Annotated in this window: 14 protein-coding genes and 1 tRNA gene; 8 read left to right on the top strand and 7 right to left on the bottom strand. The window is 62.7% G+C overall.

Annotated elements, in window-relative coordinates:
- Positions 1-246 precede the first annotated feature (246 nt).
- Positions 247-1,077 carry an alpha/beta hydrolase gene (locus M2360_RS19450; RefSeq protein ID WP_280776948.1) on the top strand — a complete coding sequence of 277 codons (831 nt, stop codon included), beginning with the start codon at positions 247-249 and terminating at the stop codon, positions 1,075-1,077.
- 6 nt (positions 1,078-1,083) lie between these two features.
- Here M2360_RS19450 and M2360_RS19445 read toward each other — a convergent pair whose 3' ends face one another.
- Both M2360_RS19445 and M2360_RS19440 read right to left on the bottom strand, forming a co-directional pair.
- Positions 1,084-1,356, bottom strand: coding sequence for a DUF6074 family protein (locus tag M2360_RS19445; RefSeq protein ID WP_280776946.1), 273 nt, complete (start codon positions 1,354-1,356; stop codon positions 1,084-1,086).
- Positions 1,357-1,450: 94 nt separating this feature from the next.
- The gene (locus M2360_RS19440; protein WP_280776944.1) at positions 1,451-2,530 is read right to left on the bottom strand and encodes a helix-turn-helix transcriptional regulator; all 1,080 of its coding nucleotides are present in this window, start codon (positions 2,528-2,530) and stop codon (positions 1,451-1,453) included.
- A gap of 258 nt (positions 2,531-2,788) precedes the next feature.
- Between M2360_RS19440 and M2360_RS19435 the strand changes: the two genes are divergently transcribed.
- Complete coding sequence (locus M2360_RS19435; RefSeq protein WP_280776942.1) at positions 2,789-3,796, top strand: restriction endonuclease; 1,008 nt, start codon at positions 2,789-2,791, stop codon at positions 3,794-3,796.
- Positions 3,797-3,924: 128 nt separating this feature from the next.
- On the opposite strand, the gene M2360_RS19430 is transcribed toward M2360_RS19435, so the two are convergent.
- Positions 3,925-3,998 (bottom strand) — tRNA-Gln (locus M2360_RS19430).
- A 42-nt stretch (positions 3,999-4,040) separates the two neighbouring features.
- The gene (locus tag M2360_RS19425; RefSeq protein ID WP_280776941.1) at positions 4,041-4,349 is read right to left on the bottom strand and encodes a hypothetical protein; all 309 of its coding nucleotides are present in this window, start codon (positions 4,347-4,349) and stop codon (positions 4,041-4,043) included.
- On the opposite strand from M2360_RS19425, the gene M2360_RS19420 reads away from it, so the two are divergent.
- The 3 genes from M2360_RS19420 (at position 4,336) to M2360_RS19410 (ending at position 6,329) form a co-directional block, all read left to right on the top strand.
- Positions 4,336-4,896, top strand: a complete 561-nt coding sequence (locus M2360_RS19420; RefSeq protein WP_280776939.1) for a type 1 glutamine amidotransferase domain-containing protein — start codon at positions 4,336-4,338, stop codon at positions 4,894-4,896. The genes M2360_RS19425 and M2360_RS19420 overlap by 14 nt on opposite strands.
- Before the next feature lie 219 nt (positions 4,897-5,115).
- A complete protein-coding gene (locus M2360_RS19415; RefSeq protein WP_280776937.1) occupies positions 5,116-5,412 on the top strand; it encodes a cupin in 297 nt (98 codons plus the stop codon).
- Positions 5,413-5,414: 2 nt separating this feature from the next.
- Positions 5,415-6,329: an MBL fold metallo-hydrolase gene (locus tag M2360_RS19410; RefSeq protein ID WP_280777061.1), complete on the top strand. Its 915-nt coding sequence runs from the start codon at positions 5,415-5,417 to the stop codon at positions 6,327-6,329.
- Between the two features lie 13 nt (positions 6,330-6,342).
- On the opposite strand, the gene M2360_RS19405 is transcribed toward M2360_RS19410, so the two are convergent.
- Complete coding sequence (locus M2360_RS19405) at positions 6,343-7,086, bottom strand: toll/interleukin-1 receptor domain-containing protein (protein ID WP_280776936.1); 744 nt, start codon at positions 7,084-7,086, stop codon at positions 6,343-6,345.
- A gap of 173 nt (positions 7,087-7,259) precedes the next feature.
- Between M2360_RS19405 and M2360_RS19400 the strand changes: the two genes are divergently transcribed.
- Positions 7,260-8,486: a glycosyltransferase family 2 protein gene (locus tag M2360_RS19400; RefSeq protein ID WP_280776935.1), complete on the top strand. Its 1,227-nt coding sequence runs from the start codon at positions 7,260-7,262 to the stop codon at positions 8,484-8,486.
- A gap of 3 nt (positions 8,487-8,489) precedes the next feature.
- Here the strand turns inward: M2360_RS19400 and M2360_RS19395 are convergent, their stop codons facing one another.
- Positions 8,490-9,383, bottom strand: coding sequence for a DUF1499 domain-containing protein (locus M2360_RS19395; RefSeq protein ID WP_280776934.1), 894 nt, complete (start codon positions 9,381-9,383; stop codon positions 8,490-8,492).
- Between the two features lie 180 nt (positions 9,384-9,563).
- Between M2360_RS19395 and M2360_RS19390 the strand changes: the two genes are divergently transcribed.
- Complete coding sequence (locus tag M2360_RS19390) at positions 9,564-9,959, top strand: hypothetical protein (protein WP_280776933.1); 396 nt, start codon at positions 9,564-9,566, stop codon at positions 9,957-9,959.
- Between the two features lie 76 nt (positions 9,960-10,035).
- Positions 10,036-10,932, top strand: coding sequence for a DMT family transporter (locus M2360_RS19385; protein WP_280776932.1), 897 nt, complete (start codon positions 10,036-10,038; stop codon positions 10,930-10,932).
- A 40-nt stretch (positions 10,933-10,972) separates the two neighbouring features.
- Here the strand turns inward: M2360_RS19385 and M2360_RS19380 are convergent, their stop codons facing one another.
- Positions 10,973-13,165: a methyl-accepting chemotaxis protein gene (locus M2360_RS19380; protein ID WP_280776931.1), complete on the bottom strand. Its 2,193-nt coding sequence runs from the start codon at positions 13,163-13,165 to the stop codon at positions 10,973-10,975.
- Between the last annotated feature and the right edge of the window lie 59 nt (positions 13,166-13,224).

The raw sequence follows: 13,224 nt of genomic DNA, 5'->3' as shown, positions 1-13,224 counted from the left end.
CGCGCGGCAGTGTCACAATGCCGTTTCGTTTCGCGTCGACGCCATTGCCTCACAAAGGCCGATCCCGACAAAGAGTGCTCGGAAGGCGAGCAACGGCAAAAGCTGCGCCGGCTCGGCGGACACAGCCGGTCAGCGCCCCGGATCTGCAGAGGAATTCCGTTACATGCCGCCACAACCATGCTATCGGGGAAAAATCTCTTCCACCGGCCGCGCCGGCCCCGCACGCGACAAGAGGAGCGCCCGAGCATGCCCCATTTCCACGCCGAGGACGGCGCAAAACTCGCCTATCGCGACGAGGGACAGGGTTTGTGCGTGCTGGCGCTCGCCGGCCTGACGCGCGACGGCCGCGATTTCGACTATCTCGCGCCGCATCTCGGCGACATCAGGCTGATCCGGCTCGACAGTCGCGGCCGCGGCGGCTCGGATTGGACGGGGCACGCCAGCTACACCGTACCCAGGGAGGCGGCCGACGCGCTGGCGCTTCTGGACCATCTCGGCATCGACCGAGCGGCCGTGATCGGCAGTTCGCGCGGCGGGCTGATCGGCATGTTCCTCGCCGCCACCGCCAGGCAGAGACTGTCCGGCCTGTGCATGAACGATGTCGGCCCCGTGCTGGAAAAGGCCGGGCTCGACCGTATTGTCGGCTATCTCGGCGTCAGGCCGCAGGCGAAGACGCTGGAGGCGATCGCCGCCGCCCTGCCGCTCGCCAATCCCGGTTTTTTCAACGTGCCGGCATCGCGCTGGCGCGAAGAGGCGGAGCGGCATTTTCGCGAGACCGAGACCGGCGTGGAGCTGACCTATGATCCCGAACTCCGCCAGAGCTTCGAGACGGCGGTCTCGGGCCCGGCGGTCGATCTCTGGCCGCTGTTCGATGCGCTGAAAGATCTGCCGATCGCGCTGATCAGGGCGGAGAATTCCGATCTGCTCAGCCGCGAGGCCGCCCAGGCCATGCAGGCGCGCCGGCCCGACATGATCAATGCCGAAACGGTCGATCGCGCTCATATTCCCTTTCTCGACGAGCCGGAAGCGCTTGCCGCCATCAGGATCTGGCTGGACCGGGTGAAAGAAACGGCATGAGCACCGTTATTGCGGCGCTTGCGCGCTCTGGCTGTCGTTTTCATAGAGACGGGTGAGCGTGAAAAACACCGCGCTCTGGAAATCGGCGACCTCGTGGGACACCTCGTCCTCATCCACGCCGGCCGCGCGCAATTCGGCGGCCATGCGGCGGGCGCGGCTCTTCCACCACGCCTGCGCCTCCCCTGTGGAAAGACGCTTGATGACCAGCGCCGCCTCCTGAACCTCGGAAGCGCGGGCTGCGGCGGGAAACGCGACGATCTGACACGATGAAGCACTCATGCGGCCCTGTGTAAGCCAACATGCCTAATGTGCGGTTAATGGCGGAGCGGAGTGTGAGCGGATATGGGATATGGGGTGGGCGCCGCCGCCGGCGTCACGGCGCCGACAGCCCTAGCAGCAGAGCGACGAGTTCAGGCTGACGGTTGGAGCCCGTCTTGGCGAAGATACTTTTGACATGCGTCCGGACCGTCTCGACCGTCACATTGTGCAGGGTCGCGATCTCCTCGAGAGATTTCCCCCGCGCCAATTCGCGCGCCGCCTTGCCTTCGGCGGGCGTCAGATCGAAAAGACCGGACAAGACCCGCATATCGGGCGCCGTCTTTTTCCCAGGCGTGGTCACGATCAGCAAAGCCAGACCGCGACCAAAAACGTCATGGGCCGATCGCCGCACCGGCAGGAGATGCAGGATGAGCGGCTCCAGCCCGTCAGACGACGTCATGGGGAAGGATTGGACGGCGCCTTTGGCCGAAGACGCCAGAGCGGAGAACGCCGTTTTGATCAGCGCGGTCGTCGCCTTGTTTTCCAGGACCAGCCGATCGAAGGGTCCGGCGCAAATTCGCGGAGCCAACGCCGCGGCCTCCTCGTTCATCGCCAGGACAGTCATGCCCGCTCCCAAAACCACGGCCGCCAGTCCCAGCGAGGACAAGGTGGTCGCCATGGCCCTGGCTTCGGAAAAGGCGAGCCGGGAGGCCAGAAACACCGAACGCGCAAGATCCGGCTTCAACGCATTCAGATGGGCGATCTCGGCGTCGCTGTAATGGTCCATCCCCATTCGACGAAGAAGATCGAACATGATCATGTGCCCCGTGGGCTCCTGGAAGGCGCAACCGACCGACCAGTTCATACCCGCAGGGCGAATGAATTCGTTGAGGACCACGTCCTGCTCCAACTCTTCCATTGTCAGGAGGGCGAGTTCGCGGGTGAAGGTGAACGGAAACCGCTCGAGTGCGCGTGCGGGGCGAGGATTTTCGAGCCGCCGCGGATCCGTCGAGAACCGCAGGATGCCCTCGCGGATATTGGGCGTGCAGACGAAGTGATGGCCGCCATGTTCGTCAATCGCGAAAATTGTCGCCGTCGTCGCGTTGACCTCTTTGGCGAGCGCCTCGCAGGCGGTGGGCCAGAGCTCAGGCAGCAAAGCCGCCTCGTAGAACTGATCAATCGTTTGCAGCAGCATCGTTCAGAAGCATCCGATCCAGTATCAAAACACGCTCAACACCTCGCTTATACGTCAGATCTTGACCAGAGATAAGGCGATGTCGCCGGTAATTACGAAACTTTTGGCGCATCACGATCACGCTGATCGATTTGGAATAATCCTCGTGATAACTGAGCGTTTCGATAGAAGATTTAATGTTTCGGCAGGCAGATCGCAGCGGTATGGCCGGTTGGGTCGAGGCCAGTTCGCCAATTGGACCAAGATGGAGGTAACAGCATGACTAAATCCTGGATGGTCCGCGCCGAACGAAACGGACGGCTTTACGACGCGTTCAAGGAGTCCGGAGCCGTTGCGATCGGTTGGCATGAGATCGGCTCGCTCGATAGTCTCCGAACACGGGAAGCCATAGCAGAGCGAATCAAGGCGACCTGGCCTGAATGGAAGGCCCAAGCCGTTGCAATGGCAACGGGACAGATCCATCGGTTCCGCAACGAGATCCAGGTCGGCGATCCCATCGTCACCTACGATCCGAGTCGACGCGTCTATCTGATTGGGGAGGTCACAGGCGAGTATCGGCGAGACGAAACATTCGACTCGAATGACATGAATGTGCGTGCGGTGCGCTGGGAGGGGGAAGTCTCTCGCGATCTTCTTGGGGTTGAGAGCAAGAATACACTTGGCTCCATTTCCACCCTTTTTCTTCTTCCAGACGCAGTCATTGCCGATCTGCGCAGAGCGCTGCGGTCCAAGGCTCCGCCTCTCGCCATCGCGTCAGCGCCAGCCGGGGCCACTGCTGCTGCGGAGGAGGAGGACGTTTTCAGAAACATCCAATCCAAGGCCCTCGAATTCACCAAGGATCGCGTCTCAGCGCTCGATTGGGAGGAGATGCAGGAGCTCGTGGCCGGATTGCTCCGGGCCATGGGCTACAAGACTCAGATTTCGCCGGCCGGTCCCGATCGTGGCAAGGACATCGTCGCTTCGCCCGATGGGTTTGGCTTCCAGGCTCCGAAAATCATCGTCGAGGTCAAACATCGCCAGGGCGCGATCGGCGCGCCAGCCGTCCGAAGCTTCATCGCTGGACATCGCCACGCACAGGACCGGGGCCTCTATGTGTCCACCGGCGGGTTCACCAAGGAAGCCTATTACGAGGCGGAGCGCTCCAACGTTCCGCTGGCGCTGATGACCATCGACGGCCTGGTGGAAGCTTTGATCGAACATTACGACCGACTCGACATCGAAACCAAGCAGCTCTTGCCGCTCAAACGCATCTACTGGCCGACGTGAGATAAGGCGCCATGTGAGCAGGATATCCTGCTCTGCTGCCGACTACCGAGTGTTAGACCCAAGAGACAGTAAATCGAAGCCACTTCTAAATTAATTTAAGTGTCTGCTTTTATTGGATATTACAAGTATGGCTGGGGCGCCTGGATTCGAACCAGGGATGGCGGTACCAAAAACCACTGCCTTACCGCTTGGCTACGCCCCAGCAGGGCCGGCCACTGATCGGGGCCGACGAAGCGAGGCCTGATTAGCAAAGCGCGGGCCGCGCCGCAATCGGGTCTGACGGTTTTTTTTCGACCGGCGCGTGACACAAGCTCACGGCCCGGTTGCCGCCGGCATAGACGGGTTTTTCGGATTTCGGGGAACGAAGCGGCGTCTGGGGAATTTCAAAGGGACGGAGCGACAATGTCGACGGCCGCGCCGATTGCGGGCCGTTCGTTCGGCGCCGGGCGCGATTCGTCTGGCCCGGCATCCGTGCAATCGCTCCGGAGCGCCCTTGGCGGCGCTCGTCATCTGAAAGTTTCAAGGAAAGGAAACAGCCCATGGCTTCGATCAATTCCGCCCGCATCCTCATTCTCGCCACCCATGGCTATGAGCGCTCCGAGTTGCGCAAGCCGCTCGAACAGCTGAAAGCCGAGGGAGCCGAGGTCAAGATCGCCTCGCTCAAGAAGGAGCCGATCAAGAGCTGGGACGACAAGAACTGGGGCGACAGCGTCGATGTCGACCTGACGGTTGCGGATGTCCGCGTCGCGGATTTCGACGCGCTGGTCATCCCCGGCGGCCAGATCAATCCGGACATTTTGCGCGCCGATCAAGCATCGGTGACGCTGGTGAAGGATTTCGTCGCCTCCGGCAAGGTGGTCGCCGCCGTCTGCCATGGCCCCTGGCTGCTGGTCGAGGCCGATGCGCTCAAAGGCCGTCGCGTGACCTCCTACCATTCGATCAAGACTGACGTGATCAATGCCGGCGGGCAGTGGGAAGACAGCCAGGTCGTCACCGACCAGGGCATCATCACCGCGCGCAATCCCGGCGATCTCGACGCCTTCGTGGCCAAGATCGTCGAGGAAGTCGAGGAAGGCAAGCATCAGCGCCGTGCGGCGTGAGCGAATGGCGAAGAGGCAGTAGCCAATAGGCAATAGCCAATAGCCAATAGCCAATAGCCAATAGCGAGTAGGCCGGCAGGCGATGGGGAGGCAATCTCCATCGCCTGCTTTTTTATGCCTCTTGCCTCTTGCCTCTTGCCTATTGGCTGCCGCCTATTGCCTATTCGCTATTCGCTATTCGCTATTCGCTATTCGCCTCATACTTTTCAGGAGCCACCGATGTCGACCTTCAGAGCCCGTCCGCCCGCCGAACCCACCGTGCTGCTCGACGACGCCGCCGTGCGCGTGACGCGCTGGGATTTCGTTCCCGGCGCCGACACCGGCCATCATGTGCATGGCATGGGCTATGTGGTGGTGCCGATGACCGACTGCCATTTCCTGATCGAGGACAAGGACGGCGCCCGCGAAGTCGATGCCGCCAAGGGGCAAGTCTATCGCCGCGAGGCCGGCGTCGAGCACAATGTCGTCAATCGCGGCGACAGTTTCATGAGCTTCATCGAGATCGAGTATAAGTGAGCATGGATACCGCGGAGTTCGACCGCGCCTTCGAGCCGCGCCATGGCGAAGCCGTGGCCGTCGCGCCAGGCGTCGAGCGCGTGACGGTCAACAATCCCTCGCCCTTCACCTTCCATGGCACCAACAGCTATATCGTCGGCGACAGGTCGGTGGCGGTCGTGGATCCCGGCCCGGAGAATGAGGCGCATTTTCAGGCCCTGATGATGGCGCTCCGGGGCCGCGAGGTCAGCCATATCCTGTGCACGCATACGCATCGCGATCATTCTCCGCTGGCCCGGCGGCTGAAAGAGGCGACCGGAGCGCTGATCGTGGCGGAAGGACCGCATCGGCCGGCGCGGCCGCTGCATGCCGGCGAGGTCAATCCGTTCGCCGAAAGTTCCGACATCGACTTTGTCCCGGACATCGGGCTTGCCGATGGCGCGACGATAGAGGGCGACGGATGGCGGCTGACAGGCGTCGCCACGCCGGGGCATACCGCCAACCACATGGCGTTTGCGCTGGATGCCGAAGGCGTGCTGTTCTCAGGCGATCATGTGATGGCCTGGGCAACCTCCATCGTCGCGCCGCCGGATGGCGCCATGGCCGAGTACATGGCTTCGCTCGACCGGCTGCTCATGCGCGACGACCGGATCTATCTGCCCGGCCACGGCGGACCTGTGCGCGACACCCTCGCCTTTTGCCGGGGCCTGCGCACCCACAGGCGCATGCGCGAACGGGCGGTGCTGGAGCGCATCCGCGCGGGCGACCGGCTGATCCCGGACATGGTCCAGGCGATCTATCGCGACACAGATCCGCGCCTCTATGGGGCGGCGGCGCTGTCGGTGCTCGCCCATATCGAGGATCTCGTCGAAAAAGGCGCTGTCGTCACCGATGGTCCGCCGCTGTTGAGGGGCATTTACTGGATATACAATGGCTAGTTAAGGCCCTTTCCTAAGCGAGATGGCCCACCAATTCCGAAAAGTTATCACCGGGAGTAAACGTGAAGACTGATGCCTGTGCCCCCACACGTGTTCCCATAGCCATACCGGCACGCTCAATTTTTAGGTAGCCTCGTCGTGCAGCCTCATGAATAAACTCTTCAAATGGCTGATCAAAACTAGCAGGAACAAGAATATCATCTGCGAAAGACCCAGAAAAAATCTTAACCGACAACTGAGGATTCCAAACGAAGAGCTGCTTCATCCAATCCAATATCAACCTCTGCAAGCGAATGCGATCTGTTATTGAATGGTAGCGTTTAGATCGCTCATCGAAGTCGATGGCAGGCGCCCGACATTTCAGAGACTGTGAAACTAGACTATAAAGATGCTCAAGATGTTCAGGATCCCAGAGATTTAAAGCTTGAAATGAAGAAATGGGAGCTGGGAGTTGACCTCTTTCCAAACCAGAATGGCAAACCGGTATTGTGGGAATGCCCCGTATCCAGCCAGCCCCGAATTCGCAATAAACCCATGGCCTTTGAAGTGCTACCGGTGAAAGAAGCCCTACAAGTATGGAGCACTTTTCCAAGTTTTGCTTAATTACATTCGCCCATTCATGTCCAGCCTGGATGCTATCGAGATTTGAAGAAACAAATATTTCACATAAACCCAAAAAATCTGCAGTAATGTCATTTTTAAATTCGCGTGCAATTTCCTTATCAACAGCGGCATGGCTGACAAAAACAAGCGACATCGATTGGCCCCCAGCGCATCAATTCAATTAGGCGAGACGTGGTTTTATCTCAACCCCTGATCAATGCAACTTATTCGAGACAATATACTGAGGTTTTTGATGTGGTCTATTTTACAGGCTCAGGAAAGGCCTGCGGGCTAGACCCGGAGAAAGACCGGATCCGGAGCTAAGGCTTGCCCACGCCCTATTTGTCCATCTGCGTTCCCTCGCGGAACCGGCAGCGCTATTTCAAGGAGCTGATCGCTTCGCTCCTGGCCTCTCCGCGCGCCGATGTGCAATTCGTGCTGGCCGACAATTCCGACGACGCCGAGGATATGGCTGCGTTCGTCGCGGCAAGGCCAGATCCGCGCGTGACCTTCCTGCCGTCAGCCGATCGCGTGCTGTCGATGCAGGAAAACTGGGAGCGGGCGGTGGAAGCTGCTTCAGGCGACTGGGTGAGCGTCATCGGCGACGACGACCAGATCGATCCCGAACTCGTCGAGGCGCTGAAGCTCGCCGAGGCTCTGAAGCCGGGGCTGGACGCCTTCGCCTGGACCAATCTGCATTACGCCTGGCGCAGTCCCGGAACGCCGCGACGCAATGTGCGGCTGCCGGTCAAGGCGACGTTTCACGACATGCCCGCCTGGTTCGTGCGCCGCCGCGCCTTCGGCTGGGCCGACGCCTCGTCCACCATCGTCAGCGGTTTTTCGATCTATCACGCGGCGCTATCGCGCCGGCTGCTCAGGCGCATCCGCAAGCGGTTCGGCGATGTCTGGTTCGGCCATCCGATCGTCGATTACGACGCCGCCTTGAAGACCGCCGCCGAAGGCGAATCCTTTGTCTATTGCACGCGGCCGTTTTCGACCTTCGGCGCCTGTCCCGAGGCCAATTCGGCGGCGCTTTACGATGTGAAGCGGCTGCGCGAGGCGCATGACCGTTTCGACCGCGAGACGGGCCGCGAGACCGACCGCGATCCCTGGCTCGCCGACTTCCCGTTTCCGACCACGCTCGGCCTGCCGGCGGCGGTGGGCCAGGTGCAGATGTGGCTCGCTCACGCCCATGGCGTGGCGATGGAGCCGGGCTGGGAGGCGAATTTCGCCCGCGCCTCAGCCGCTTACTGCCGGGGCTTCACCGACAAGGCTGATTTCGAGGCGATTACGGGTGAATTGCGCACGGTGTTTTCGCGCTGGCGCGGCGGCGCTTTCGCCTCAGCCTTTCAGCCGGAATTCCACCCACCGGTCGCGGGCGACGTCTTTACCGGACTCAATGGCGATGGGCTTTATGTGGCCGACGATATCGGCGGCGCTCATTCGCCAACGGAATTCTACAGGCTGGCGAACGGACTGCTGGAACGACCCTCGGAGCTCAAGCCGGAACTGCGCTCGGCGGGACGTGAATTCGCGCTGCTGAACACGCTCTGAGCCTCAACCGCCGGCAAGGCCGAGAAGCGCTGCGTCGAGCGCTTTGAGATAGGCGGCGATCAACGCGGCGCCGCCGCCGAGATCGTGGCGGCCGTAGCGGGCGGCGACGCGGACATCGACCAGCGTCGTCTCCTCTTCTTCATGCAGACGGATGACGATGTCCTGCCGGAAGCCGAACAGCATGGTGCGATGGGCGCCCTGGATGAAGGCGTCCTGCGGCTGGGCGGCGGCCAGCAATTCGTCGATGCCTGGACGCGGCTCCGGCACCGGCACGATATCGGGGGCATCGGCGGCCGGCTCGTTCGGATGGCCAGACGGCAAGGCCCTGAGATCATCGCTCGGGCCGCCCTTTTCCATGGTGATCCGCACCCCCATGTCCAACGCCACCTGACGGGCGGCAGCATAGACGCGGTCGAGCCCGCCCTCATAGCGCCGGCCTGTGAGCCCGGGATAGCTCGCCTGCTGCAACAGCCGGTCGGCCTCGCCCGGCGGCAGGCGCGGCCCGAGCCAGGATTGATCGACCCGGATCTCCTCGAGCCATTGCGGCGCGCGGGAGAGATCGGTGGTGACGTCGTAGATCGGCGGCGAGTCGCTATAGTCCTGCGCCATCCAGGCCGTCGCGGCGAGAATGGGCAGCGAGACAAGAATGGCCTGAGCCGAGGCCGCCCCGCCGCGCGCGCCATGCCGCCAGAGCATGGAAAGTCCCAGCAGCGCCATCAATGTCGCGACGCCCGTCACCGCCGCGGCCACCGCCGCCACCGCGAGAAACTGCGGCGTCTCGAAGCTTCCGAACCGGTGAAGCACCAGGGCGACCACGAAAAACAGCAGTGAAAACAAGGCAAGACGGCGAGACGAATAGGCCGAATGGGAAACTGGACGTTCATACCGGACCGGCATTCGGGCTCCTCGACAGCAATGTGCAAGCCGACATCTCAGACATCCGACATAGGCCGTTTCGCGAAAGCGGGCAATGGCGACGGCGACGCGCTCCCCATGTTCCGGCGAGCACCCGCCTCAAATCCGCCCAGCTTTGCCGAAAATGTAGGTGACGGCGGGGACGACGAACAGGAGATCATCATGCAAACCTCTTCTCAGGCCGCCCTGCCGGCGCCCGTGTCGATCAATGGCCCGAGCCCCCACACGCCGGAGCCGATCGAATTCACCGAACTCGCGCTGACCGTCGACCTGCTGCTCGAAAGCCATCCGGTGTTTTCAGACGCGGTCAAGGCCGCGCTTCTGCCGCTCGGCGGCGAATTCCTGTTCGACCTGCCGCATGCGGAGAAGCCCGGCGGCAAAGGCCGCGTGGCGGCAGTGCGCATCCGCTACGCCGGCGCGCAAGACGCCAGGCTCGCCTTCGTCTTTCTCTCAGACGACGCGATGGATGCGCGCGTGTCCCCGCCCGATCGCGAACTCGACCACCTCAAGAGCTTCGCCGAGAGTTTCGTCGGCGTGCTGGAAAAGATCGCCGACTGAATTGCTTGCGCGCCCGCGGACGTCGCGCTAGAGGCAGGCCATCCCCGCCCCTCGCGCCAGAAGCGACATACGCCCGATGACCCCGATTTCCGCAGACGAGAGCCGCCGCCGCGCGGATTTTTCCATCGGCCTCACCGCCATGATCGCCGCTGCGCTGGCGATGAGCATTTCGCCGAGCCTGGTGCGGTTCGCCGATGTCGGGCCGCTCGCCAGCGCTTTCTGGCGGGTCTTTCTGGCGCTGCCGGTGCTCTATGCCTGGATGAAGGCCGAGGAAAGAAGCGCGGCCCAAGGCAAGGGCAAGAGCTGGTCGTTGCCGATCCTGCTGTCGGGCCTGGCTTTCGCGGGCGATCTGCTGATGTGGCATCTCGCCATCATGAAGACCACCATCGCCAACGCCACCTTCTTCGCCACCATGGCGCCGCTCTGGGTGGTGATCTTCGGCTGGCTGCTGTTTCGCCACAAGGCGGAAAAGACGACGCTGATCGGGCTGGCGCTCTGCCTGTTCGGCGGCGGGGCGCTGGTCTATCAGAGCCTGTCGATCAATCCCGCCCATATGCTGGGCGATGCGCTGGGCATCGGCACCGGCGTGTTTTTCGGCCTCTATTTCCTCGCCGTCGGCGCCGCCCGCAAAGGGTCTGGCGCGGCGCGGGTGACGTTTGAGATGAGCATCGTCACCATCGTGGTGCTGCTGGCGGCCGCGCTGGTCATCGAGGGCGACATTCTGCCCAAGACGGGCTTTGGCTGGGGCGTGCTGTTCGCGCTCGCTTTTGTGAGCCATGCCGGCGGCCAGGGATTGTTGTCGGTGGCGCTCGGCCGGCTGCCGACGGTGTTTTCCTCGCTGGTGATCCTGCTCGAAGCCGTGGTGGCGGCGGGCTTCGCCTGGCTGTTGCAGGGCGAACCCGTCTCGCCGCTGCAGGCGGTGGGCGGCGCGATCATCCTCGCCGGCATCTGGGTGGCCAGACCCAGAGGCTGACGCGTGGCCGGCGAGCGCCGCTGAGCAAAAAGCCGCGCCCTCAAGCCGCTCTTCTTACAGTCCCGGCTGCCTGTTCGACCTGGAAATGGGACAGGAGTTCGCTCAGACGAGCGCTTTCCTGCGCCAGCGCCGACCCCGCCGCCCGCATATGCTCGACCATGGCGGCGTTTTGCTGGGTGCCCTGATCCATGTGGTTGACCGCCACATTCACCTCCGACACGCCGGCCGACTGTTCCTGAGAAGCCGTGGCGATCGCCTCCATATGGTTGTTGGCGGAAATGACGAGATCGGCGATCTCGGTCAGGCATCCGCCGGTGTCGCCCACCAGCTTGACGCCGTCGCCGACCGCCTCCGCCGAATCCGTGACAAGCTGGCGAATTTCGCGAGCGGCTTCCGAGGAGCGCTGGGCGAGCCCGCGCACTTCCTGGGCCACGACGGCGAAGCCCTTGCCGGCATCGCCTGCCCGCGCCGCCTCGACGCCGGCGTTGAGCGCCAGCAGATTGGTCTGAAAGGCGATTTCACCGATCACGTCGATGATTTGACCGATGCGCTCAGACGCGGTCTCGATGCGCTCCATCGCCACGATCGTGTCGTCGACGACCTTGCCCGACATGTCGGCCTTGGCGCGCGCGCCATGCACCGTGGTTCGCGCTTCGCTGGTGCGCAAGGCGGTGGATTTGACATTGGCGGTGATCTCTTCCAGCGCCGCCGCGGTTTGCTCCAGCGATGCGGCCTGCTGCTCGGTGCGCTGGGCGAGATCGTTCGACGCCAGCGATACGTCCTGGGCGCCCCTGGTGACGATGGCGACGGAAGCCGCGACATCGGCGAGCACGCCGCGCAACTGGCGGACGGAACTGTTGAAATCCTGACGGAGGGGTTCGAGCTGCAATGAGAACGGCGTGGCGATCTCGCACATCATGTCGCCCGACGACAGCCGTTGCAGCCCCTGCCCCAGCGCCGACGTCGCCTGGTTCAGCCGCTCCTCGGCCTGCGCTTCGGCGAGACGCTGCAGTTCAACGCGCTCCTTCTCGGCGCGCGCGCGGCTCGCCGCCGCATCCGCCTCAAGTTCCTGATTGCGGATGGCGGCGTTGCGGAAGACTTCCACCGAGCGCGCCATGCCGCCGATCTCGTCGCGCCTGATGACGAAGGGAACGGTGATGGCGAAATCGCTGTCGGCCAGACGACGCATCACACTGGTGATCTGTTCGATCGGCCGGACGAATCTGGTCGCCGAAACGAAAGCCGCCAGAAGCGCGACCGCCAAAATGCCCACGGCGATCAGCAGCATCTGATTGCGCGCCGACGTCGCGCCCTCGACCATGGCGCTTTCAGGCGCCGACAGAACGAGAAGCCAGGTTTCCTCGATACCGGGAAACGCCACCGGAATGGCGGCCTGATAGACGCCGCCGTCCAGAATCCGCTCGGCGACGCCCTCACGCCGGGCAAGCTCCGCCAGTTGCAGCACAGACGGATCGTCAGCTTTTTTGCCCAGGAGTTGTCCGTCTGGATTGGCGAGCCATTGGCCGCTGCCATCGATCAGCGACACCGAACCGGTTTCAAACGGCTTGAGCGCGCCGATCGTCGTGGAAATATGCGCCAGGGCGAAATCGACCCCCGTTGCACCGATCACCTTGCCGTTGAGCCTGATCGGCGTGGCCACGGTGGTGATCAGCGTCTCGCCGCCGCCGATATTGTCGCTATAGGATGGCGTCAAAAGGGTGCGGCCGGCGTCGCGCGGTCCGACATACCAGACCTTGGCGGCAGGATCGGTCATGTCGAGCTTTTCGACGCCGATCTTCTGTTTGTCGTCGCGGTAGACATAGGTGGCGAAGCGGCCGCTATTGGCCTCGGCATAGGGGTGGCCGGCAAAGTCCGCGTCACGCCCGTCCAGCGCATTCGGCTCGAACACCAGCGTCATGCCGAGAAGATCGGGATTCTCATCCACGAGACCGGTGACCACCCGTCCGAGATCTTCGCGGCTCTTGTCCTTGGATCCCGCAAGCGCCTGCGCCGTGGTGGCCAAATGTCTGGCGAGGCCGGCGGCGCGGACGATGTCCGCCCGGATGGCGTTGGCATATTCCCGCAGCAAGCCCTGAGCGGCGGCCGCCGCGTCGGCCCGGCTCGACGCCGACATGATCGTCGATCCCGCCAGAGTGACCGCCACGAGACCGATGGTGAAGCCGACCGCCGTCAGAATGAGCAAGCGGCTGCGCAGGGAATGGAACAGGGTCATGAAATTTACCAGCTGAGGCCCCGGTCATGCGAAACACTGGGAGCCTTGAATAAATAATG

Source organism: Rhizobium sp. SG_E_25_P2 (assembly GCF_029892285.1).
Lineage (GTDB): Bacteria > Pseudomonadota > Alphaproteobacteria > Rhizobiales > Rhizobiaceae > Rhizobium_E.
The sequence above is the reverse complement of the archived record's forward strand: the minus strand, read 5'-3'. Positions and strand labels throughout refer to the sequence as shown.